Below are 22,607 nucleotides of genomic sequence, written 5' to 3' on the forward strand. Positions count from 1 at the left end.
CTGCGGACGATCACGCCGATCTCGGCGCGACGGTAGCGCGCCTCGGGCGGCGACCCGTTTCCGGCAGGGCGACCGAGAGCTCGCCTATGAGCATCCTGCATCATCCATCCACCGCCACCACCTGAACCGGAGGGTGGACAGGCGATTGGAGGGAGACCGTCCGCGACGGTCTCCCCATCCGGCGGTCGGGCTCAGCCCGCCATGAAGCCCGATGCGCCGCGGCGCCAGTAGGTGGCGGTGAGGGTCTGGTCGCGGCCGAGCGCCCGCTCGTTGCGCCAGGTGTCGCGCACCAGCGACGCCGCGTCGGCCTCGCTGGCGAACCAGCCGAAGCAGGCGCGGTCGCGCGGCCATTCGACGGCCAGCACCGTCTTCGCCAGCCGGCCGTCGCTGCCCGCCGGAACACCGTTGCGGAGGATCCAGTGGATCTCGATGCCGGTGCGGTTGTCGACCGGCTGCCGCTCTGCCTCGTCGGCAACCTCGAGAAAGGCGACGCCGCGCGCAGCCGGCGGCAGCGTTTCCAGCAGGCGCGACAGTGCCGGCAGGCCGGTTTCGTCGGCCCCGAGCACATACCATTGCGCATCCATCGGGACGGGCCGGCCGACCGGCCCCATGATGCCGACCTTCATGCCCGCCTGCGCGGCACTGGCCCAGCGCGAGCCGACGCTCTCGCCTTCATGGATGAGGACGTCGACCTCCATCCAGCCGCCATCGACGTCGAGCCTGCGGATCGTGTAGGCGCGCGCCGTCGGCTTGCGGTCCTGGGGTGGCCAGGCCGCCAGGCCGTTGGCGCCAAGCGTCGGCCAGTCGGGCTCGGGGACGGCCCTGGTGGGAAACAGCATGCGCACATGCATGCCGCCGAAGCGGGCGAAGCGTTCGAGATCCTCGCCAGCCAGCCGCACCCGTTTCATCCGCGGCGTCAGGTCCGTCACGCCGACGACGGTCATCTCGCGGAAGGGGGCAAGGCGCGTGTCGTCCTCGAGGTCACCTTCCCAGCGGATGACCGGCGACTCCGCCTTCGCATAGACCTGCACCGCCGTGGCCAGCAGGTCCTTGACGCGGGCAAGCCCTTCCCTTTCCAGGGCGTGCGCGCTCATGCGCAGGCGTCCCGGTTCGATGTCGAACCTGCCCTTGCCGAACGGAAACGCAAACTCGACGTGGTTGTCGGACTTCACGGATCGGGCCTCGAAACTCGCAAGACGTTCCTCGATGCCGGGCAGGTAGGCCGGCAGGTCGCGGAGGTCCACATGGGCCTGGCTTTTCAGCGGGGTCATCATCGTGCTCCCGTCCCTCAACCGCCCAACCGGCCGGTCAGCGCCAGCTTGAAGGTGCGGCCCTTGCCCTGCTCGATGTCGCTCGTCGTCGCCCAGCCGGTCTGCGGATCGGTGTAGGCCTTGTCGAAGACGTTTTCGACGCTGGCATCGAGGCGGTAGTTGTCGTTGATGTCCCAGTTGGCGAAGACATTGACGAGATCGACACGCGGATAGACGCGGCTGCCGGTCGAGAGCACCCGCGTCACCTCGCCGATGCTCTGGTACTGCAGACCCCAGGTGAGGCGGTCTTCCAGCGCACGGAAGCCGATCGTGACGCCGACATTGTCGAGCGGGGTGTTGGAGAGCTTGTCGCCGGCATAGACGCCGTCCTTCATCACCGCATCGATGAACGAGGCGCCGGCGCTGAGATAGCCGCGGCCATAATCGTAGACGCCTTCGAGCTCGATGCCGCGCAGCCTAGCCGTGCCGACGTTGAGCGAACGGGTGACGCCGCCCGACGCGACGGTGGCGATGTAGTCCTCGACGTCGGTATGTAACAGGTTGACCTTGGCGCGGAACATGTCGCCCGCAGACAGGACGTCGTCATAGCGGAGGTTGACGCCGGCCTCCCAGGTGCTGGCCACTTCCGGCTTCAGCAGCAGGTTCGGCTCATAGCCCGAATTGTGCGAGCCGTTCTGTCGGAAGACGTCCTGAAGATGCGGCGTGCGATAGCCTTCCGCATAGGTGCCGTAGACCTGAAGCCCCTCGAACGGGGTGACGCCGACGGTAACGCGCGGGGAAAAGCGTTCGCCCGACAGCGAGACATCCTGCGATGGCTCCGTCAACGTTGCCTTCGAGGTGCCGTCGAGACGATATCCATCGTAGCGAAGAGCGGCGGTCAGGTCGAGCCAGCGGGCATGCTTGCCCTCCCACTGCACGAAGCCGCCATAGGCCTGCTGCTCGCCCTTGCCGAAGTGATCGGCATCGGATTCGCCGGAGAGATAGGCGTAGTCCACGCCGTAGGTCAGCGTCTGCTCCAGGCCCGCCGCCTCGAAACGGGACGCGTTGCGCAGATCGAATCCGGTGGTGGCGACATCGTAGTAGCGGCTGTTGCCGATCGCCGACTGGGGCCAGACCTGCGACTGATCCGAGCGCGTGGCGCTGTGATAGGCGTTGGCGGCGAAGTCCACATAGGCGTTGTCCTGGGGATTGAACGTGTAGCCCGCGGTGTAGTTCTCCACCCGCGTCTTCGTCTCGTAGCGGCTCAGCGTCGACGAGGCCGAACCGCTCGAACCGGAAATGACGTCGTCATAGTCCTGGACGACCGCGCCGAGCTTCACCTCGTGCCCATCCGCCGGACGGAACGTCGCCTTGCCGAACCCGCTGAGAACGTCCTCGCCGGTCCAGCGGACGAGATCGCCATTGCCGTCCTCGTACTCGTCGCTGCTGCGCCAGACGAGATTGCCGATGATGTCGGCATCCTCGTTGAGGCGATAGGCGCCGGTGGTGCTGGACAGCCAGCCCTTGCCGTTGGTCTCGTAGCGCAGCTTCTCGCTCAGCGCCCATGTCTCGCCGGCGCGCAGGAAATCGGACGCGGACTTCGTCTCGAACGCGACCACGCCGCCGATCGCGCCTGTGCCGTAGGCGTTGGAAACCGGCCCACGGATCACGGTGACCTGCTTGAGCAGTTCCGGCTCGATGAAGAAGGACCCGGAGCCGTGTCCGACGCGCCAATAGTCCTGCCGCGCGCCGTCGAGCGTGACGGCGACGCGGCCATATTGCTGGAGGCCGCGAATGTTGATCGCGGTGGATGGATCGTCGCCGCTCATCGCGGCGCTGACGCCCGGCACCTGCCGGAAGAGATCGGCCGCGGTGACCGCCTGCATGCGCGCCAGCTCCTCGGACGAGACGAGGCTCGTGCCTGACAGCGCGTCGATGACGGCCTGGGACGCCATGGTGGCCGAAATGGTGAGGCGGTCCAGAAGCGTGGTCGCGGTCGGGGCGGACGCCTGCACGACGGCTTCCGCCTCGGCCTCCACGTCCACGCCTTGCGCGATCGCGATCGGTACCGCGCCGCATGCCATCACGGCGGCGAGCGCCGTGCTCTTGAGAAACTTCGCGTCGTTCATGGGAAAAGCCCGCCCCTGTCTGGTTGTCAGTCGGCTGGCGGGCAGGAAGGGCACTGGCTGGCGTGGTCGATGTTCTCCTATAAAACATGATAAAGCTTGTCAACTTATTAGAGACGGGTCAAAGGAGGCCTCATATTGGTGCGTTGCCCCTTTCCATCCGCCTGTCGAGGACCCCACGATGTCGATCCATCCGCTCACCTCCGCCTGCCGCTTAGCGCGCCTTTCCGGCCTGCTGCTGGCCTGTCTGCTCGCGAGTTCGCAGGCGAAGGCCGAACCGGAAGCACCCGTCCTCGACGCATTCGGCCAGACGGTCCCCACGGGCGAGCCGCGGCGGATCGTGACGCTGGGATCCGACGTGACGGAGATCGTCTACGCCCTCGGCGAGGGCGAGCGGATCGTTGCCGTGGACCGTGGCAGCCAGTTTCCCGCCGCCACCGCAAGCAAGGCCAATGTCGGCTATCGCCGCCGGCTGACAGCGGAGGGCGTCGCATCGCTGTCGGCCGACCTGATCCTGGCGGCCGAGGACATCGGGCCGCAGGAGGCGGTGGAGGTGCTGCGCGAGCTGAAGGTTCCGATCGTCTTCGTTCCCGAGGATCATTCGGGCGAAGGCATCCGCCGCAAGATCGAGATCATCGCGCGGGCCTTGTCGCGGGACGCGAGCGGCCAGGCGCTCGCGGCCTCGGTGATCGAGAAGCTGGAAGCGGCGAAGGCGCTGACCGCCGGCATTCCGGCAGAGCAGCGCAAGACGGTGGTGTTCTTTCACGGCCTGATCCGCCTGACGGCCGCCGGCAGCGGCACGGCCGCCGACGCGATCATCAAGCTCGCGGGTGGCCGCAATCCGATGGACGAGGTCTCCGGCTACAAGGCCGCCTCGGAAGAGCGGCTCGTCGAACTGGCGCCGGAGGTGATCCTGATGATGGGCGACGGCCAAGGCGGGCCGACGGCGGAGGAGGTTTTCTCGAACCGGGCGCTCGCGGCGACGCCTGCCGGCCGGACCCGGTCGCTGATCGTGCTGGACGGAGCCTACATGATCGGTTTCGGGCCGCGCACGGCCGACGCGGTGCGCGATCTCGCGACGGCGCTCTACGGCGACCGGGGCGGCGTCGGGCCGGATTGAGCCGCGGCGCCGGCTCAAGACCTGGCGGACGCCTTGGACCCGGCCGCGACGCCCTCAATCTGTCCGGATGCGGGCGGCTCAGGCCTCGAGCACGGTTCGCACCTTTTCGCGCAGCCATCGATGGGCGCCGTCACCGTCGTAGCGGCGGTGCCAGTACATGCCCATGTCCAGCTCGTCGCCTCCGACCGGCAGTTCGAACAGGTCGAGGCCCAGGCTTTCGGCCGTGATGGCGGCGAATTGCGACGGCATGGAGCCCATCACATGCCCCCCGGCGACCGCGAGCGCCAGCGCATGGAAATGCGGCATCGTCAGCACGATGCGTCGCTTCCGCCCCCTGGCATGCAGCGCCGAATCGATGGCGGTGGACAGGCCGCCGTCGGTCGAACAGATGACCTGCGGCAGCGAGCAGAACAGATCGAGCGGCACCGCCTCGCCCGCCTTGATACCGGCCTTTGCCAGATCGGGCTGCCCTTTCTTCGCGGCCACGACGAGCCGCGACTTGAACAGGAACTGGAATGCCGCCCATTCGGGTATGTCGACGGGTGGCGCCAGCGTCAGATCGATCGTCCCCTCCGAGAGCACGTGCGGCATCGCGCGCGGGCCGCCGTCGAGAAACTGCAGCAGGACGTTCGGGGCCTCCGCCAGCACGCGCCGGGAGAGGTCGGGCATCAGCATGGTCGAGAAATAGTCGGATCCCAGCAATCGGAACGTGCGCCTGGCGATGGAGGGATCAAAGGTCGAGTGGTCGGAGAACACCTGGTCGATGCGGTCCAGGGCCTCGCGCACCGCGATGCCGAGCGCGAGCGCCCGCGGCGTGGGAACCATGGCGTTGCCTTCGCGGACGAAGAGCTGATCGCCTACGAGGTGGCGCAAGCGATTGAGCGCGGCGCTGACGGCCGGCTGGCTGAGGCCGATGCGTTCTCCCGCCCTGGTGACGCTGCGCTCGACCATCAGGGCGTCGAACACCCGCAGCAGGTTCAAGTCCAGCGAAGCAATATTCATGGTGTCGATGGGCCCGATACAATCGTTCGATTTCCAGCATGTCGAAGCGGAGCGCTATCTTCAAGCGCGGCCTGATCCGGGCCTGCCATCGCAACGGGAGGTATTCGAATGGCCATTTTCGTGCTCGTCCACGGCGCCTGGCACACGGGCGAGCTGATGCGACCCGTCGCCGACCGCATGGCCGCCGAGGGCCACGAGGTGCACACGCCGACGCTGGCCGGCAACCGGCCCGGCGACCCGGCCGATGTCGGCCTCGAGGAGGCCATCGGTTCGCTTGTGGCGTTCGTCGACGGCCACGACCTCGCGGACATCGTCCTCGTCGGCCACAGCTACGGAGGCATGGTCATCACCGGCGCCGCCGACCGGCTGCGCGCCGGCGCGATCCGCCGGCTGGTCTACTGGAATGCCTTCGTGCCGAACGACGGCGAGGCGTTGAACGATCTCGTGCCGGACTTCTTCCTGGCCATGTTCGACGAGATGGCGAAGACGAACGGCACCGTCATGATGCCGTTTCCGATCTGGCGCGAGGCGCTGACGAACGACATGTCCGGGGCGGACTCGGCGGCGGCCTATGCCAGGTTGGTGCCCCAGCCCTACCGGACCTTCACGGACAGGATCGCCCTGTCGCGCCCGCCCGCGGCTTTCGAGATTCCCAAGTCCTACATCAACTTCACCGAGGATACGGGCATGCCGCACGCCATGCCCTGGCACCCGCGGCTGTCCCAGAAGCTCGGCCTGTTCAGGCTCGTCCAGGCTCCCGGCAGCCATGAAGTGTGCTTCAGCAATCCCGAAGGCGCCGCCCGGGCGATACTGATCGCCGGTCGGGACTGACGGCGAGGCGCCCGCCCACCGCGTCCGGCGCAGACGGTTTCGTCCCACCGTTCCGGCGCGTTTCCGGCGCGAACCGGGAACAAGCCGAAGCCGCGCGAATTGTGGCTGGCGGCGAGGCGCACGCGAGCAGCCTGCCGGCGGAGACGAAGGAAAGCACATGGACGAGAGGATGCCGCGGGGCGACGCTCCAGACGGGCCACGGCCCGCCAGCGGACGCGGCTGACCGATGCGCGCCGCACGAGAGGACGAAGGCCCGGCCGGCGCGGGCGAAGCGAAGGCGCCCGCCGACCTCACCTATGCCACCGACGCCGAGCCCGGCATCCGCCGCCGACGCGCCGGCAAGGGTTTCACCTACATCGCACCCGACGGTGCGCGGCTGGCCGATCCGGCCGTCCGAGACCGCATTCGCGCGCTGGCCATTCCACCCGCCTGGACGGATGTCTGGATATCGCCTGATCCAGACGGCCACATGCAGGCCACGGGACGCGACCAGAAGGGACGGAAGCAGTATCGCTATCATGCCGGCTGGACGGCGCACCGGGACGAAACCAAGTTCGCGTCCCTGACGGCCTTCGCCTCGTCCTTGCCGAAGATCCGCGACCGGATCGACCGCGACCTCCGGCAGCCGGGCATCACGCGCGAGCGCGTGCTGGCTTCGGTGGTCTGGCTCCTGGATCGAACCCTGATCAGGATCGGGAACGAAGCCTATTCGCGCGAGGGCGAGAGTTTCGGGCTGACGACGCTGCGCAACCGGCATGTGACGGTGGAAGGCCAGCGGATCCGCTTCGCCTTCGTCGGCAAGTCCGGGCGGGCGTGGAAGCTGACCCTGTCGGACCGGCGCATGGCCCGGATCCTGGCCAAGGTCGAGAACCTGCCGGGTCAGCACCTGTTCCAGTATCTCGACGAGCAGGACCAGAACCGCCTCATCCACTCCAACGACGTGAATGCCTATCTGCGCGAGACGGCGGGGCCGGACTTCACGTCCAAGCATTTCCGAACCTGGGCGGCGACCACGGGTGCGGCCATCCTCTTCGCCGAACGCGAGAAGCCGGCGACCGGACGGGAACTCGCCCGCGCGACCAACGAGGTGGTGGATGCGGTGGCGGACCGATTGCGCAACACCCGCGCGGTCTGTCGCCGCTGCTATGTCCACCCCCTGGTATTCGAACGCTGGGAGGAAGGCACGCTCGGCGAGGAAATCCGCCAGATCCGCCGCCGCAGCCGCCGGCCGCTTCGCGGCCTGAACGATGACGAGTCGACCGTTCTTCGCTGGCTCAGGCGGCAAGGAGAAGGGGACGGAGGACGTTGATGGCCGAACGGGCCAAACGCGCCAGACGTCGGGAAACGGCGCCCGTCAGGAACATCGACGCCATCTCGCGGTTATGGAGGAAAACGCGAGGCACGTCCCATGAAAGCCAATGACCGCGAGACCGGCGCACGCAAGCTCGAGCCGCATCCCCGACGCGACCAGACCGACCAGAACGCCGGCATGCCCATGAAACCACGGCCCTACGGCCTGACCGAACCTGTCGACGACCCGCGGACGGATGACCGACCGGACACCGCCGAGCGATAGAGCCGCCCACCCCGGGCAGATGATGGCCGCGTCGATCGACGGCCGATGGCTGGCTAATCCGTCCAGTATTCCCTGATCCAGGGGCTCGGACGGCTCCAGTTCCGCAGCGAGCCCCGGTAGCCTGCGATGGCTTCGTCCATGTGCGGGCGGCCATGGAAGCAGAGCACCCGGCACCCTTCCGGCTGTTTCGGCGTCAGCAGGAAGTTGAGCGGAAAGGGCGGGATCGCGTCGTACTTGAAGCTGCAGACCAGATGGCCCGGGAGATAGGACAGCGCCCCGTGCCTCAGCGCCGTCATGGACGTGTAGAACTGCTCGCTCCCCTTGTGGCGCGCGATCGCGCCTTCCGGGTCGGCGGCGAAATCGTCGTACAGATAGGGATGCAGCACGGGATCGAAGCAGAACACCGATCCGTGGCCACCCGGCTTTCCGCGCCGCTGGTAGCGCCATTCCTGCCGCATCACGACCTTGTCAGGCGCATGCTGGACGATGGGCTCCAGCGGGCCGGTGATCACGACATCGAGGTCGAAGCCGAGGAGAGGGCCCGTCATGCCCGCCAGCCCGGGGCGAAACAGCGATACCTTGCGCCAGGCGCCCTTTCGACCGGGCTGGCTCATGCCCGCGATCAGCGCCGCCTCGAACGGCTCCACCGGCAACGGGTGCACCTCGATGCCTGGCATCAGGCCGGCAGCATCGTCGGTGAAACACAAGAAGCGCACGCCGCCGGACACCCATCGCCTGACACCGGCATGGAGGCGGTTGACGTCGGTGGCCGAATATTTCGCCCCCCACTTCATGCACGCCACGTTCAACACTGTTCCATCGGTCCCGAAATGTTGTTCGGCTCATTTTCCCTGCGGGAGGCAGCTTGACTGAACTCGCGGCCGCGCTGCTTGTTCCGTCTGATCAAAATGAGCCTGGAACCGCAATCAACCAGATGTTGTTTTTGCATCGGGGGCGCGGGTGGCGGCCATAAAAACCGGGATCGGCGCAGACTTGCCGCCTGCCCGCTCGGTCCGCCAGAAGCGCGTCGGCGTTTCAGAGATGCCAGAAGTCGCGGACGAAGGGCGCCTGCTTCAGGTGCCCATAATGGCTGGCCAGGACGTGGCGCGGCTTGGCCTCACCCGAGAAGGAGACGATCGCTTCGCCGATGCCTGGCAGCCGGGCCTTGCCCCAGCGCGCGGTGGTCAGGCCGAGACGGGCTGCCTGTCGCCCGAGCACGAAACTCGGTGAACGAGCGGCGCAGTCGACGCGGAAGATCAGGACCTTGCCGTCGGGAAAGAAATCCATCGGCCTTCCCGCGAAGTTGTGCTCGAGCCAGCGCTGTTCGCTGAACTTGTTGTGGTCGCGACCCGGATAGAGCGACGACCAGTGCTGCGGATTTTCGATGAACCGGTCCCAGATCTCGCGATGATGCCCGACCTTGACCCGGTAGACGGCGCCATGGCCGCGCGATCGCGACCGGCTCGCCCGGTGGCGCGCGATGATGAAGGTCTTCTCGGGATCCCGTGCCAAGAAATCCAGGCTGTCGACGATGACGATGTCGATGTCGAGCGACACCACGTAGTCCTGCGGGCCGAGACCCAGGAAGCCTTCGGAAAAAGTGTGGATCTTGGGACCGTTTCCGACCATGGCGCGCTCCGGAATCGGCACCACGACGATGTCGGGATGAAGCCCTTCCGGGTCGTCGGTCACGCAGTGGAACCGATGCGGGATGGACAAATGCCGCCCGACGCTCGCCCGAAGGATGTTGACCTCCTCGGCGTCGTAGCGCGTGCCCCACTTGTAGCAGACGATGTTCAGGAAAGGTATCAAGACTGCCGCTTCCGCCGGGTGTCCATGCGCCGATCGCCGTCCGGGCGTTTCCGGTCGAGGCCGCTGAATACAGCGATGAGCGGAACCAATCAACGTCGCGACCCGTTCGCGCACCGCGAGACCCGGGCTTCGCAACGCGCGCGACGCGTTCTTGACCCCATTCAACGGCTGGTGCAATGCAGAAAACCCGCCCGACGGGACCAACGAACCCGAAAGCAGGTGGTGCCGGTCGAAACGGGGCGGGCGAGGCGACCGATCATGAAGGATGAGAGGGCAAGCACGATGTCCGGAACCGGTCCCAGCGCCAGCCGAATCAGGTCGACGCCGTTCTTCATCGAACTGGACCGGCGCATCGCCGCCATGGGCGGCCAGTTCAATGCCCACCTCCATCTCGACCGCGCCGGAACCTACCACGACACGGTCGACATGCTGGCCGGCAAGGGCAAGCACGACGGCGCCTATCTGTCGCTGGCCGGCAAGCACGCCCTCATTCCGATGATCCACGCCAGCCCGCTCTATGACCGCGACAATCTGATGGCGCGGGTCGGCGGCTATCTCGAGGACATGGCGGCGATCGGCGCCACGCGCGCCGACACCGTCGTCGACACCACCGCCGACAGGGTTGGGACCAGCGCGCTCGATGCGCTTCTCGAGCTCAAGGAGAGCCTGCGCGGGCGGCTCGATTTCCAGGTGGGCGCCTATTCGCCGCTCGGCAACCCGGTCGCCGAACCGCACCGCTGGGACCTCCTGGTCGAAGGCGCGGAGCGTGCCGATTTCATCGGCCTGCTTCCGGAGCGCGACGACCGCGCCGTCTATCCGGACAACATCGGATTTCGAGAATGCTGCCGACGCGGAATCGAGCTGGCGACCCGGCTGCAGCGCAAGATCCACATCCATGTCGACCAATCCAACCACCAGCACGAAGGCGGAAGCGAAACGGTCGTGCAGGTGGCGCGCGAACTCGGCGCAGGGATAGCCTGGGACGATGAGCCGCTGATCTGGCTGATCCACGTCATCTCGCCGTCGACCTACGAGGAGACGCGCTTCCGGAGGCTGGTCGACGATCTCGCCGAGCTCAACATCGGCATCATCACCTGCCCATCCGCCGCGATCAGCATGCGGCAGGTCCGGCATTTCACCTCGCCGACCTTCAACTCCATCGCGCGGGTGCTCGATTTTCTCGCCGCCGGGCTCCATGTCCGGATGGGCTCGGACAACATCTGCGACATCACCTCGCCCATGGGCACGATCGACCTGATCGACGAGCTTTTCGTCCTTTCGAATGCCTTGCGGTACTATGACATCGACGTCCTCGCCACCCTGGCGGCCGGCAGGCGCGTCGATGCGGCGGCGCGGGACCGCATCCGTCGTCACCTCGCCGACGACGCCGACATGGCGGCGGCGGCCGTGGCTGGAGCGTCACGGCAGAGCATCTGAGCCGCGCTGCTCAGGCGAGGAGGTTTTCCTTCAGGAACGTCCCCAACTCGCCTTTCCGCTGCAGGAGGTAGAGCAAGGCGTGGTCCTTGAAACGCTCGTCTCCCTTGAGGATGGCCGAATCGATCAGCGTCTTGATCTCGGCCGCGCCCATGGCATCGCGCTGCTTGCGCGCGGAATAGGCGAGGACGATCGTCGTCGCGCCCTCGCGGGCCTGCAGGCCTGCGCAAAGCCGCAGCACCTCGGTCAGATGCGGATGGTGGGACGGACGGTCCGCGCCGGCTGCGAGAACCCTCGGCCAGCGATTGACGATCGCGGCGCAGATGGCCGGGATCGCGCCCGCGCTGGTGCCGAGCGCGACAACCCGGGCGTTGCCGCGCGCGCTGGCGTAGGTCTCCAGCCACCGCGCCGCCGCCTCGATCGTATCGCCCACACCCGGTATCCCGAACAGGTAGTGGCGGCGGCTCGGATCGCGCAGCACGAGCAACTCGCATTGCGCCGGATCGAGCGCGCACAGGATATGGTAGGTCGGCGCCGTCAGGCGCATGGCGCGGCTGGAAAACCCGACAACCAGCGTCTTGCGGGCGCTGGCGCCGCGATGCGGCGCATGAAACAGATCCACATTGGGTCCGACTTCCTCCCGAACCCAGGCCAGCGGATCGGCAGCCGCGGCGATGGTCGCTTCGAACTCGCGCCGCATGGAGGCGCGCCGCCGCGCGATGCGCAGCGACAGGATCGGATGCCTCAGCAGCGCCGCCAGCGTCGAGGCGCCGCCGCGATGCTCGATCAGCTGCTTCAGTTCGGCCGGCGTCGATATGGTTTCGGCCGTGTGGCGGGCGGCCTCGAACGCGACCTCGCTCGTGGCGGAACGCAGGAAGTCCGGCGTGATCGCCTGGCGATCGGCCATGGTTCCGGTGACGAGATCCAGCACGGCATCCCGGTCCGTCGCGTCCCTGGCCTGGCCGAACGGCGGCTTGACGGAACAGCCGAGTTCGACGAGGCAGGCCGCCATGCTGCGGACCGTGTCGAAGTGCCGGACAGCCTCGTCAGGCAGCTTGAAGCCGACCATGGCCTCGGCCGCGAGGAAAATGCGGACGCTGGAGAGCGAATCGCCTCCGATGGCGGCGAAACTGTCATCGATGCCGACCTCGGGAACGTCGAGTTCGTCGGCCCACAGAGCCGCGAGCGCCGCCTCGAGTTCATTCGTCGGCCGTGCCGGGCCGGGGCCGGAGACCTGCCGCGCCGCGAACAGGGCCGCGACATCCTTGCGCAGGACCTTGCCCACGGGGGACTTGGGCAGGCTTTCCACGGCCATGAAGTGGCGCGGTATCTTGAACGCCGCCAGTTGGCCCCCGACGAAGGATCGTACGTCCTGGTGGGTGACGATCGCCCCGGGGCGGATGACGACGGCGACGCCGAGATCCTCGCCCAGCGTGGGGTGGACGACCGGGAACGCGGCGGCATCCTCGATGCCGGGATGACCCAGGAGCGCCTCCTCGATCTCGTAGGGGGAGATCTTCTCTCCGCCGCGGTTGATCAGTTCCTTGGCCCTGCCCGTGAGGAAGAGGTCGCCGTCGGCGTCGAGACGGCCGAGATCGCCGGTGTAGAACCACCCGTCGCGGAAGGCTTCGGCATTGGCCTGGGGATCGTTCTCGTAACCGGCGAACACGTTTGCGCCGCGGATGGCGACGTGCCCGCTCTGGCCCGCAGGCAGCGCACGCCCTTCGGCGTCCAGGATCGCCACGAGCGTGCCGCAGGACGAGCCGGTGGAATTGGGCTTGCGGACTGCCGGGGGCAGGCGCGTGGAGGTGATGAGCGGCGACGCCTCCGTCATGCCGAAGGTCTGGATGACCGGCACGCCGAAGGATGCTTCGAGGTCAGCCATCCACTGCGGCGGCAGCGCCGCCGCCACCGAACGCAGGAAACGCAGCGACGACCCGCGTGGCGGTGTCTCGGCGTTCATGGCGTGGTGATACAATTCGCGAAGCGTGGCGGGAACGCCCTGGAACCAGGTCGGCCGGAACCGCGGCAGCAGGTCGAAGAAGCGAGCCGCATCGAACCCGCCGGCCACGACGACCGAGCCGCCCGACATCAGCGGTGCAAGCAACAGGTCGACGATACCGCCGATGTGGTGCTGCTCCCACATGCTCAGGACGCGATCGCCAGCGCCGAGATCCATCGAGCGGACGACGTCGGCAGCCCCTGCGCACAGGTTGCGATGGGTCAACGGCACCAGCTTGCCCCTGCCGGTCGTGCCCGACGTGGTCAGCACCATCGCAACGTCGTCCGGGCCCGGTGAGACCGCGCTGTCCGTCGACGCGCCGTCCCCGCCGAGAAGCTCCCCCGACGGAATGACGGCAAGCCCCAGTTCCCGGGCGGCGGCGACCGCGGGCCCGCAGGCCTGCGTATCGGCCAGGAGCAGCCGGACACCGGAATGGGTAAAGTTGGCGCGGTGTTCGTCGCGGGTGAAAGCCGGGTTGAACGGTACGGCCGTGCAGGCAGAGCAGGCGGCCAGCAGGGCGACCGACATGTCCGGTCCATTCGGCATGACGATGCCAAGCCGGGCGCCCCGGTCGACGCCTCTCGCCCGCAGGCGTCCAGCGAGCATGGCGATACGCCGGTCGAGTTCGCGATACGTCGTCTCGCCATGGTCAGGCGAGAGCAAGGCAACCGCATCGCCATACTGCGCTGCCGCCTGTTTCAGCACGGACGCAATGTCGGGCGCTGCGAGGACGGCGGGGTTCATTCGGCTTCCGCAGGGCTCGTGGCGATCCTGCCGCTCTTGATCCGGTCCCAGAGCGGCTGGATCGTGCGGTCTTCGGATCCGTTCAGCATTCGCTCGCGCTCAAGCCAGCGTTGGAGGTTGCGCTTGGGCCGGTTGCGGTTGCAGATGCTGCCGCGCGCGACCTTCTCCGTCATCTCGTCGAGCGACTTCGCCCAGTAATGGTTGATGCGCAGGACGGCGTAGCTGACGGTCACGCCGCGATCCCGCTGGCGCGCCGGCCTGCGGTTCTCGTCCAGCACCTCGCCGGCCCACAGGAACTTGGGCTTGTGAACGTTGTAGCGTCGCACCATGCGCGGATTGACGATGCTCTTTCCATCGCGCGACCAGCCGGTGACATAGTCGCTGCGATCCTGCGACTTGCCGTGGTCGAAACGGTCGTCGATGGCGCCCGCGAGATCGAGGCAGCGCGTGTAGGCCTCGATCACCGGTCCCTCCGGCCGTGTCCGGTGGCCCGAAGAGCCGAACAGCACCCAATAGACGAAGATCGCCGCGACGTCGGTGTAGTCGCGCAGCACGTCGGGGAGGTCACGGCCGGACGGGCTGTAGAGAAACTCGTCCAAGTCGATGAAGGCGATCCATCGCGCGCGGTCACGGTTGTTGCGGATGCAATGGTTGTAGGCGGGCACCTGCGCTTCCGTCGGCCAGTCGGTCACGGTGACCAGCCCCCGGCGGATCCATGGTTCGAGCACCTCGGCCCAGTTGTCATCGCTGGCATCGTTGTAGAGGAAGAAGTGCTGGACCCCGACGCCATAGTGGAAGGTGAGCCACTCCTCCAGATAAGGGCCTTCGTTCTTGAAGATGGCGCACACGGCGAGTTCGAACTCGAACGCGGCCTTCCGGTTGCGGCGGGCGGCGATCCAGCCGCCGACGAGGCGGACGATCGGCTTCATCGGCCCGCGAGCCCGGCTGGGGCGTGGGGATCGACGACGGCGGCGGAAACCTGCATCGCGCCGGAGTTCAAAATCCGCCCTCGATATCGCGCTGGGCGCAATAATCCGTCAGGAGCCGCTCGCGGTGCCACTCCTGCGCCATGGGCGCGTCGGCGTATTCGTGGAAGCAGGGCGTGCCGAGCGTGAAGTGTAAAAGCTTGGCCTCGGGATTGGGCCCGAACTCGTCGGGAAGCCAGTTCCATGCCTTCGGCAGTTCGCCGATGAGGCTGTCGTCGAGCCAGGTGAAGCGGTGAAGCTGGGCGCCGGTTCCGTTCGCCACGAACTCCGGCGTCACGACGCTGTTGGCCGGGTGCCCGCAGTTCCACAGCACCACGCTCGACCAGTTCTTTCGCGGATAGTCCTGATTGACGGAGCCGAGATACTTGGTCTGCGCCTTGGTCTTGTAGTCGTGGTGAACGCACATGACCGCCTTGGAATCGTCGCGCAGGTCCCAGAGCTTGGCGATGTCGTCGCGCAGGATCATGTCGCCGTCGATGAACAGCGCCCAGCCCTTGTAGTTCATCAGGTGCGGCACGAGAAACCGCGTGTAGATGAAGTGGTTGGAACCATCGCCATGCCGCTCCGAGTAGGACTTCAGGTTCTTGAGAGCGAGCGGCGTGATCGAGACGACATCGCTGGAATGCCGGATGATGCTGTTGACGCAGACATGAAAGGCGATCGCCTCTCGCGGATCGAAGCCAATGAGAACGTTGATCATTTCGGCATCCATGCAGTTCGAAGATCGGGTTGGCCGTGCGCCGGCGAACGATCGTGGCGACCCCGGCAATCTAGCTGAAGAACGGCGGTGGGTACATGTGGTTCGACGCGCTCAGCCACGAACGAACCCCGCAGCCTCTATTTCCGCAAGGGTTCGGATTTCGCGGTCCAGCGCCATGGCGTCGCGCCCTGTCGAGCGCTTGTGGAGCCAGGCTTCGCAGCGCAGCCTCGCGGTCTCGACGGGCGCGTTGCGCCGCAAGCCGGCTATGCGGCGGTCGACGAGGTTGCGCCCCACGAACGCCCCCAGCCGCGCCAGTTCGACGTCGTCGCGCATCAACCGCGCATAGTCGACGAGAATGCGGCGGTGGGACGGCGCGGCCGTATAGGCGTCGAGCATGCAGCGATTGTACGCTTCCCAGGCGCGGAGCACGTGAAGGCCGCGGAGGGGGGCGTATCGCCGTCGCTTCAGATAGTGCGCATGCACCTCGCGGACGTCGCGGAAGACGCAGACCAACCGGTGCTCAGGCAGGACCGCCTTCCAGAAATCGTAGGTGAGGCAGGTCCGGGGATCCTTGAAGCCCCAGGCGGGATCGCGAGCACCCGCCGCCTCCACGAGCGCTTGGGCGGCGACCCGCAGGTCGGGCGTCACGCCGGCCAGGTCGAGCCGGTCCACCACGCGGATGCTCGGTGCTTCCCCGCAGTCAAGCAGGCGCTTGTTGAGCCGGTTGGTGTCTTCACGCTCGAAATGATTGCCGAGGTCGTAGGTTTCGGCGCTGTCGTCTTCCACCATCCGGATGCCGGAATGGTGCAGGATCTCGCTGACCAGCGTGGTTCCCGACTTGTGCATGCCCAGCACCACGCAGATTTCAGGCATCGGATCCATAAGGCCCACTCTGTCCATGACGACCGGCGGCAGCCCGGTTGGAAGCGACAATCCCGGGATCGCAAGACCGTTCCCATTCGCCTTGACACCGCACACATATTCGGTGGATCAACGCGATGGAAGCGATTTGTCCCGTACTCGCCCGGCGGCAGAAAAGGCTCATGCCGGTATTCGACATCAACGGTCGCAGGATCCTGTTCATCCACATCCCGAAGAACGCCGGCACGAGCGTCTCGGAATATCTCGGCCGCCACGCCCCGAAGCGATTCGACATGCCGATGCAGGTCTACGGGCGACGGCTGAGACCGCGTCACCTGCACGGGGCCGCGCTCGAGCAGATCTTCTTTGCCGGCATGTTCGACTATGCCTTCATGGTCGTGCGCAACCCGCTGTCGCGGATCCTGAGCGAGTACTCGTACCAGCGCAAACAGGTCGGCTTTCACTGGCAGAACTTCGTCGGTTTCGACCGCTGGCTGGACTACAGCCTGCAGCGGCGCGCGCGGAACGCCTGGTTCAGGGAGAACCATTTCCGCCCACAGACCGAGTTCGAATGCTTCGGCTGCGAGACCTTCCGCATCGAGGACGGGCTCGACAGGATCATCCCGCGCCTGCGCGAGGCGACCGGGGCGCGGCTCGACGGCGGGTTCAAGCATGACAATGTCTCCGCCAAGTCGCAGGTCGCGCCCAGCGAACGCAGCCTGGCGCGGATCGTCGAGACCTACCGAGGCGATTTCGCGCGCTACGGTTATGATCTGCCCGGTGGCGCCGGATGAAGAAGATCGTCATCCTCGGCGCCAAACCCGGCGCCGTCATCCCGACCGCCGATGCCATCTACGCGGCCAACGCTGCCGTCATGGGGCACGAGGCAGCCTTCGCCGAGTGCCGCGAGCGGATCGTCGTGGCGAGCAGCACGGTTCTGGCCAAGGGGATCGAGCACGAAGCCGGCGGAGACGACCTCTACGGACGAAAGCTCGCGGCCGTGCGCGCCAGCGGCGCCTCCCGACTGGTGCTGTTCGCCGATCCGGGGCGACGAAACCATGTCGACCGCGTCCTGTCCCTGCTGGCGACCAGCGACCCCGCCCCGGCCACGACGGTGATCAGCGTCAGGGAGCGGACGGCCATGGTGGAGAACGTCGGCCGCCTGCGGTATCCGGTCATGGATCGGACGTTCTTTTCGCAGCCGGTCGGCGTCCAGTTGCGCGACGCGACCGAGATCGCGGGATACTGGCTGAACCGCGTCGCCGGCGACGGCATGAAGGACGTGCGCGCCAAGTACCGGCCCTCGACCGGCATCCTGGCCTTGCTGCTGGCGATCACCGAAAACGGCGAGGCGGCCACCTACATCATCTGCGGCATTGGCCTCAGCGACCGTAACGTCTTCCTGACGAGCGGCGGCTACCGGTTCAATCGCAACAACGCCGGACATGTCCTGCCCAAGCACACGCGGGCCGACATGATCTTGCTGGCGCGGCTTCGGGAGCGGTATCGCCTCGTCACAACCGAACCGGAACTGGCCGGCCTTGCCGATCTTTACGGTCCCACCGCAGCGGCGAGCGGCACGGACGCATGTGAGGAACGATGAGCCTGGCGAAGGACAAACTCCGGGCATTCTACCGGCAGGTCAATGATGGCTTCGTTCCGGTGCTGCTCGGCCCACGCTTCGGGCGCCAAGGCATCAATGTCGGCGCCTCGCGCCACGTCGCGTTGTACCCGCGATTGCGCCTTGCCTACAATCGCATCAAGAAGAACGCCAACTCGTCGACGGTGACGGTGCTGACGGAAATCGAGAGCGGGCGCCGTCTGGACGACCGTCCGGCAAAGTCCGCCTCCCTGCACATGCAGAAGGCCTCGCCGCTGCAGGTGCTGAAAGCCAGGGACTACCACTACTTCGTCATCGTGCGCGATCCCTACTCGCGCGTTCTCTCCGCCTTCCTCAACAAGTTCGGCAAGGCGGAGTACCAACGCCGGTTCGGGGCGTTCGATCTCGATCGACGGGGCTTCCGCGATTTCGTCGCGTGGCTGGCAAAGGGCGGACTGGACGAGGATCCGCACTGGGACCTGCAAAAGAAGATGCTCTTCATGCCGCTTTCGCGATATGATTCCGTTCTGACGTTCGAGGACTACCCGCACTGCTTCGCCGGCCTGCTGGAATCACGCGGCATTGCGCTGCCAGCGGATGTCGAGACGACGCTCGCCCAGGTCAACCTCGAGACCCGAACCAGGGCCCGATCGAAGATGGCGGCGTTCTATGACGAGGGCATCGCCACCCTCGTGCGCGACCTCTACGAGGAGGATTTCGATGCCTTGCCTTACGACCGGTCGCCTCCCCTCGGCTCGTGACGACACGGGAAAGGCGCCGATGATGACGACCACCAACTGCGCGTCCCCTTCGCCAAGCCGCCAGGGCCGGCTGGACCGAACCATCCGGCGCAGCGGCACGGGACGGGCGGGGATCACGGGTCTCCTGGGATGACCATCCTGCGGCGGGTGACCAATCCTTTCCTGCTGTTCTGCACGACGGTCGGCGTGATCTCGTCGATCGCGCTCTTCGACAGGTTCAGCGTCGTCGTGTCCTGGCTGGACATCGCGTGCTTCGGCGCCGTGCTCCTCGCCTTCCTGTTCGTGCTCGGCCATGTGTTCTCCCGGCTCGAGACGCGCGGCTCCGTGCGCGGACAGGCGCTGCTGGCCGGCGCGGTCGCTGTTTTCGTCGTCTGGAACTTTCACCTGATGGCGCTCGACCTCGACGCCGCTGCGCAGGGTCTCCTCGTGCTGGTCGCCGCCGTGCTGGCGCTGGCCACCGTCACCGGCGTGGCGCTGATGGCGCCTGCCCGGCCCGCCATCGCGACGACCCTGGCGGTGGGGTTCGGCCTCGTCGTCGGGGTGGTGCCCGTGTTCATGGCGGCGGGATCGGACGCCGGGGACCAGCCCGTTCACGATGGATCGCCGGTCGCGGGGAGATTCGATCTCGACGACGACATCGCCCGGTTCATCCGGCCGGTGACCTTCACGTCGAGACCCAACGTCTACCTGATCGGCGTTTCGGCCGCGACTTCGGAAGCGATCCTGCGCAAGCATCTCGGCATCGACCGCTCGCCGCTCAACGACGTTCTTCGCGCCAGCGGTTTCCGCATCTTTTCCAACAGCTTCACCGAAGCGCAGCCGACGCGGGAATCCTACGATCTGCTGCTGTCGATGCATCGCGGGCTGAAAGCCGCGATACCTAGAGACGAAAGGGGCGACACCGTTTCGGGGAACGTCCCGAGCGCGCTGTTTTCGCTGTTCAAGGCGAATGGCTATACGGTGAACACGCTCGTCGAATCGCCCAAGTTCGGGGTGGGCGGTCCGCATGTCGACCATTTCGAACTCGCCATCGCGCCGTCGATCTGCAACTTCCACTTCGTCGCGCGGGACGTGAAGCCCGTGATGTATCTCGGCGCGTGCAATCTGCGCAAATTTCTCAACCGCTTCACCAAGCTCCGCAACGCGGACAAGGCCGCGTTTTTCGCCGACAGCGTCCGCTGGATCGAAGAGCGCGACGAACCGCAGCTGATCTTCGTCCACACAAGGCCGCCGCACCACTATACGGGCCCGAAGTTCGACGACATCGACGTCGCGCAGCTTGCCGGTTTCCGCCGGCGATCGGAGGGTTTCCTTCGCGACGCCGCCGAAACCATCACGCGCATGTTCGCCGCAATCAGGAAGACCGACTCGGCTGCCATCATCCTCGTCTTCGGCGACCAGGGGCTCAGTCTCTCGGACATGCCCCGGAGCGGCGAGCCGAGCATGTTTCACGTGCAGGACCGATACGCCGTGCTGGCCGCCCTGCATCCGGCCGATGCCTGCGCAGCCGACATGCCGGCAAGCGACCGTCACTTTGTCACGACGGCGCAACTGGTGCGCGGGATCGTCGCCTGCCTGGCCGGGGGCGAGGATCCCTACCTCGCGCCCTACGAACACGGGATCGATGTCGAGGGCGAAGTCGTCGACCCTTCCCCCTACGCCTATGAATAGGCCGGAGGCTGGGTCCCGCGCGGGGCAGGGCGTCCTTCCGGCGCAAGGCCCTCTCCTCGGCGGCGCCGGATGTTCAGGCGCCGCGGCGTCGCACTTTCTTGAGCGCGAGCCGCCAAAGCGGCGTCTGTGACAGGAGCATGGCGAGGAAGCCGAGCGTGAGCGCCAGCGAGATGGGGTGCGAAACGAAATTCCACAGGAAGGTGCCGACGTCGCCGCGCGCACCCATCATGGCCCGGCGGTAGTTTGAATCCATCATCGGGCCCAGGATGACGCCGAGGATCACCGGTCCGACCTGGAAGCCGTAGGTCTTCATGAAATAGCCGATCACGCCGAACAGCAGCATCCAGTAGATGTCGACGGGGTTGTTCTGGATGGCGTAGGTGCCGACCGCCGACAGGACGATGATGAGCGGAATCAGGATCGCGCGCGGGCATTCCACGATCTTCGTGAACACCTTGATGCCGGTGAGTCCGAAGATCAGCAGGCAGACATTGGCGAGCGTCAGGCTGCCGACGACGAACCAGAACAGGTGCGGCGTTTCGGTCAGAAGCAGCGGCCCGGGCTTGAGCCCGTGAATGAACAGCGCGCCGATGATCACGGCCGTCACCGCGTCTCCGGGAATGCCCAGCGTCAGCATCGGGATGAAGGCGCCGCCCACGGCGGCGTTGTTGGCGGCCTCCGGGGCGACGAGGCCCTCCTTGGCGCCCTCGCCGAACGGAACCTCGGGATCCTTGGTCGAGCGCTTGGCATGGTCGTAGGCGAGCAGCGCGGCAATGTCGCCGCCGGTGCCGGGCAAGGCGCCGATGACGGTGCCGATGCCCGACGCCCGCATGGCCAGCCAGAAATGCTTCTTCACGTCGGCCATGCGCGGGATGATGCGGTCGATCTTCTGCCTGACGGCTGGCAGGTCGAGGTTGTGCAGTTGCACCAGCGCCTCGGACACACCGAAGAAGCCGATCATCGCCGCGACATAGGGGATGCCGCCCATCAGCGTGATCGTGTCGAAGGTGAAGCGCCCCTCCGCCGTCATCGGGTCGAGGCCGACCATGCCGATGAGCACGCCGAGCGCGCCGGCGAAGACGCCCTTGGCGAAGCTCTCGCCCGACAGCGTGCCGACGAGCAGGATGCCGATCAGCCCGAGCAGCAGATAGTCGCGCGACTGGAACATGATCGCGAAATCGGAGATGACGGGCGCAAACATCGCCAGCGCCAGAATGCCGACGAAGCCGCCGATCACCGACATGACGGTGGTGAGGCCGATCGCCTCGCCCGCCTCGCCGCGCCTGGCCAGCGGATAGCCCTCGATGGCGGTGGCGATGGCGCTTGGCGCACCGGGAATGTTGAGCAGGATCGCGGTGCGCGAACCGCCATAGACGCCGCCCATGAAGACGCCCGCGATCAGCGCCAGCGCGTCGTTGACGGGCCATTTGAAGGTGAACGAGATCAGGATCGAGGTCGCCATCGTCACCGAGAGGCCGGGGATGGCGCCGACATAGATGCCGGCCAGGGTTCCGGCCGCCGTCAGGAACAGGAGCCAGGGATCGAGCCAGACGATCGCGAAGTGGCCGAGCGCCTCGACCATGTCAGAACAGCCTTCCGACGAGGGAGCCCTGCGGCAGCACGACCTGGAAAACGATCCGGAAGACGACGTAGATCGCCGCCAGAGCGACGGCGGAGAGGACGAGCGTCACCAGCACGTTGCGGCGCCAGAGATACTGGAAGGCGGCGAACAGGAACAGCGCGGAGGCCACGACGAAGCCGAGCAGCGGCAGCGCCGCGAGATAGGCGAGCATCAGGACGAGCAAAACGCAGTGGCGCAGCGGCAGGAAGGCGCGCACGAAGCGCCCTGCCGCGTTGCCATCGCCGGGCTCGGCCGGGCGGCGGAGGGTGCCGGCGAGGATGAACAGGCCCGAGACCACCATCGCTCCCGTCGCCAGCATCGGAAAAACGCCCGGCGTCGACAGGCCGGTGAAACCGGAAATGCCATACGCATGCCAGAACGCCACGAGACCGAACACGACGCACAGCACGGCGAATGCGGTCTCGCCTGGCCTTCGAGCAGGTTTCGACGACATCAATCCATCTCCCGTCTGGGACCGCCGGTCCGGGCGCGAGGCCCGGACCGGCCGCG

Annotated in this window: 20 protein-coding genes; 9 read left to right on the forward strand and 11 right to left on the reverse strand. The window is 66.7% G+C overall.

All coding sequences use genetic code 11. From position 1 onward, the window contains the following. Positions 1-191 precede the first annotated feature (191 nt). Both EJC49_RS04685 and EJC49_RS04690 read right to left on the reverse strand, forming a co-directional pair. Positions 192-1,271, reverse strand: a complete 1,080-nt coding sequence (locus EJC49_RS04685) for a siderophore-interacting protein (protein ID WP_126698306.1) — start codon at positions 1,269-1,271, stop codon at positions 192-194. A gap of 17 nt (positions 1,272-1,288) precedes the next feature. Continuing rightward, on the reverse strand, positions 1,289-3,379 hold the full coding sequence (locus EJC49_RS04690) for a TonB-dependent receptor domain-containing protein (RefSeq protein ID WP_126698307.1): 2,091 nt from the start codon (positions 3,377-3,379) through the stop codon (positions 1,289-1,291). A 178-nt stretch (positions 3,380-3,557) separates the two neighbouring features. Here EJC49_RS04690 and EJC49_RS04695 point away from each other — a divergent pair, with 178 nt between their 5' ends. Beyond that, the gene (locus EJC49_RS04695) at positions 3,558-4,496 is read left to right on the forward strand and encodes a heme/hemin ABC transporter substrate-binding protein (protein WP_126698308.1); all 939 of its coding nucleotides are present in this window, start codon (positions 3,558-3,560) and stop codon (positions 4,494-4,496) included. Between the two features lie 78 nt (positions 4,497-4,574). Here the strand turns inward: EJC49_RS04695 and EJC49_RS04700 are convergent, their stop codons facing one another. Further along, the gene (locus EJC49_RS04700) at positions 4,575-5,498 is read right to left on the reverse strand and encodes a LysR family transcriptional regulator (RefSeq protein WP_126698309.1); all 924 of its coding nucleotides are present in this window, start codon (positions 5,496-5,498) and stop codon (positions 4,575-4,577) included. A 108-nt stretch (positions 5,499-5,606) separates the two neighbouring features. On the opposite strand from EJC49_RS04700, the gene EJC49_RS04705 reads away from it, so the two are divergent. The 3 genes from EJC49_RS04705 (at position 5,607) to EJC49_RS25555 (ending at position 7,905) form a co-directional block, all read left to right on the forward strand. After that, complete coding sequence (locus EJC49_RS04705) at positions 5,607-6,329, forward strand: alpha/beta fold hydrolase (RefSeq protein ID WP_126698310.1); 723 nt, start codon at positions 5,607-5,609, stop codon at positions 6,327-6,329. 226 nt (positions 6,330-6,555) lie between these two features. Continuing rightward, a complete protein-coding gene (locus tag EJC49_RS04710) occupies positions 6,556-7,638 on the forward strand; it encodes a DNA topoisomerase IB (RefSeq protein ID WP_126698311.1) in 1,083 nt (360 codons plus the stop codon). Positions 7,639-7,737: 99 nt separating this feature from the next. Continuing rightward, positions 7,738-7,905: a hypothetical protein gene (locus tag EJC49_RS25555; protein ID WP_170314609.1), complete on the forward strand. Its 168-nt coding sequence runs from the start codon at positions 7,738-7,740 to the stop codon at positions 7,903-7,905. A gap of 53 nt (positions 7,906-7,958) precedes the next feature. Here EJC49_RS25555 and EJC49_RS04715 read toward each other — a convergent pair whose 3' ends face one another. Both EJC49_RS04715 and EJC49_RS04720 read right to left on the reverse strand, forming a co-directional pair. After that, entirely contained in the window at positions 7,959-8,699 is a 741-nt protein-coding gene (locus EJC49_RS04715; protein WP_126698312.1) for a glycosyl transferase, read from the reverse strand. A gap of 241 nt (positions 8,700-8,940) precedes the next feature. Next, positions 8,941-9,717, reverse strand: a complete 777-nt coding sequence (locus tag EJC49_RS04720) for a hypothetical protein (protein ID WP_126698313.1) — start codon at positions 9,715-9,717, stop codon at positions 8,941-8,943. A gap of 258 nt (positions 9,718-9,975) precedes the next feature. Between EJC49_RS04720 and EJC49_RS04725 the strand changes: the two genes are divergently transcribed. Next, positions 9,976-11,154 carry an amidohydrolase family protein gene (locus EJC49_RS04725; RefSeq protein WP_126698314.1) on the forward strand — a complete coding sequence of 393 codons (1,179 nt, stop codon included), beginning with the start codon at positions 9,976-9,978 and terminating at the stop codon, positions 11,152-11,154. 10 nt (positions 11,155-11,164) lie between these two features. On the opposite strand, the gene EJC49_RS04730 is transcribed toward EJC49_RS04725, so the two are convergent. The 4 genes from EJC49_RS04730 to EJC49_RS04745 all read right to left on the reverse strand — a co-directional run bounded on the left by EJC49_RS04730 (position 11,165) and on the right by EJC49_RS04745 (position 16,456). Then, positions 11,165-13,897, reverse strand: a complete 2,733-nt coding sequence (locus EJC49_RS04730; protein ID WP_126698315.1) for a non-ribosomal peptide synthetase — start codon at positions 13,895-13,897, stop codon at positions 11,165-11,167. Next, on the reverse strand, positions 13,894-14,826 hold the full coding sequence (locus EJC49_RS04735) for a glycosyltransferase family 92 protein (protein WP_126698316.1): 933 nt from the start codon (positions 14,824-14,826) through the stop codon (positions 13,894-13,896). Before EJC49_RS04735 ends, EJC49_RS04730 begins: the two co-directional genes overlap by 4 nt. Positions 14,827-14,893: 67 nt before the next feature. Continuing rightward, positions 14,894-15,583, reverse strand: a complete 690-nt coding sequence (locus EJC49_RS04740; RefSeq protein ID WP_126698317.1) for a glycosyltransferase — start codon at positions 15,581-15,583, stop codon at positions 14,894-14,896. 111 nt (positions 15,584-15,694) lie between these two features. Continuing rightward, positions 15,695-16,456 (reverse strand): sulfotransferase, encoded by a 762-nt coding sequence (locus tag EJC49_RS04745; RefSeq protein ID WP_170314610.1) that lies wholly within the window; start codon positions 16,454-16,456, stop codon positions 15,695-15,697. Between the two features lie 170 nt (positions 16,457-16,626). On the opposite strand from EJC49_RS04745, the gene EJC49_RS04750 reads away from it, so the two are divergent. The 4 genes from EJC49_RS04750 (at position 16,627) to EJC49_RS04765 (ending at position 20,476) form a co-directional block, all read left to right on the forward strand. Then, positions 16,627-17,238 carry a sulfotransferase family 2 domain-containing protein gene (locus EJC49_RS04750; RefSeq protein WP_170314611.1) on the forward strand — a complete coding sequence of 204 codons (612 nt, stop codon included), beginning with the start codon at positions 16,627-16,629 and terminating at the stop codon, positions 17,236-17,238. Beyond that, positions 17,235-18,047, forward strand: a complete 813-nt coding sequence (locus EJC49_RS04755; RefSeq protein WP_126698320.1) for a hypothetical protein — start codon at positions 17,235-17,237, stop codon at positions 18,045-18,047. Before EJC49_RS04750 ends, EJC49_RS04755 begins: the two co-directional genes overlap by 4 nt. Continuing rightward, positions 18,044-18,805, forward strand: coding sequence for a sulfotransferase family 2 domain-containing protein (locus EJC49_RS04760; protein WP_126698321.1), 762 nt, complete (start codon positions 18,044-18,046; stop codon positions 18,803-18,805). The genes EJC49_RS04755 and EJC49_RS04760 overlap by 4 nt, the downstream gene beginning before the upstream one ends. Positions 18,806-18,934: 129 nt before the next feature. Further along, positions 18,935-20,476, forward strand: coding sequence for a sulfatase-like hydrolase/transferase (locus EJC49_RS04765; protein WP_126698322.1), 1,542 nt, complete (start codon positions 18,935-18,937; stop codon positions 20,474-20,476). A gap of 73 nt (positions 20,477-20,549) precedes the next feature. On the opposite strand, the gene EJC49_RS04770 is transcribed toward EJC49_RS04765, so the two are convergent. After that, on the reverse strand, positions 20,550-22,058 hold the full coding sequence (locus tag EJC49_RS04770; RefSeq protein ID WP_126698323.1) for a tripartite tricarboxylate transporter permease: 1,509 nt from the start codon (positions 22,056-22,058) through the stop codon (positions 20,550-20,552). 1 nt (position 22,059) lies between these two features. Next, a complete protein-coding gene (locus tag EJC49_RS04775; protein WP_126698324.1) occupies positions 22,060-22,551 on the reverse strand; it encodes a tripartite tricarboxylate transporter TctB family protein in 492 nt (163 codons plus the stop codon). Positions 22,552-22,607 lie beyond the last annotated feature (56 nt).

The sequence above is a fragment of the Aquibium carbonis genome, assembly GCF_003970795.1.
Taxonomy (GTDB): Bacteria; Pseudomonadota; Alphaproteobacteria; order Rhizobiales; family Rhizobiaceae; genus Aquibium; species Aquibium carbonis.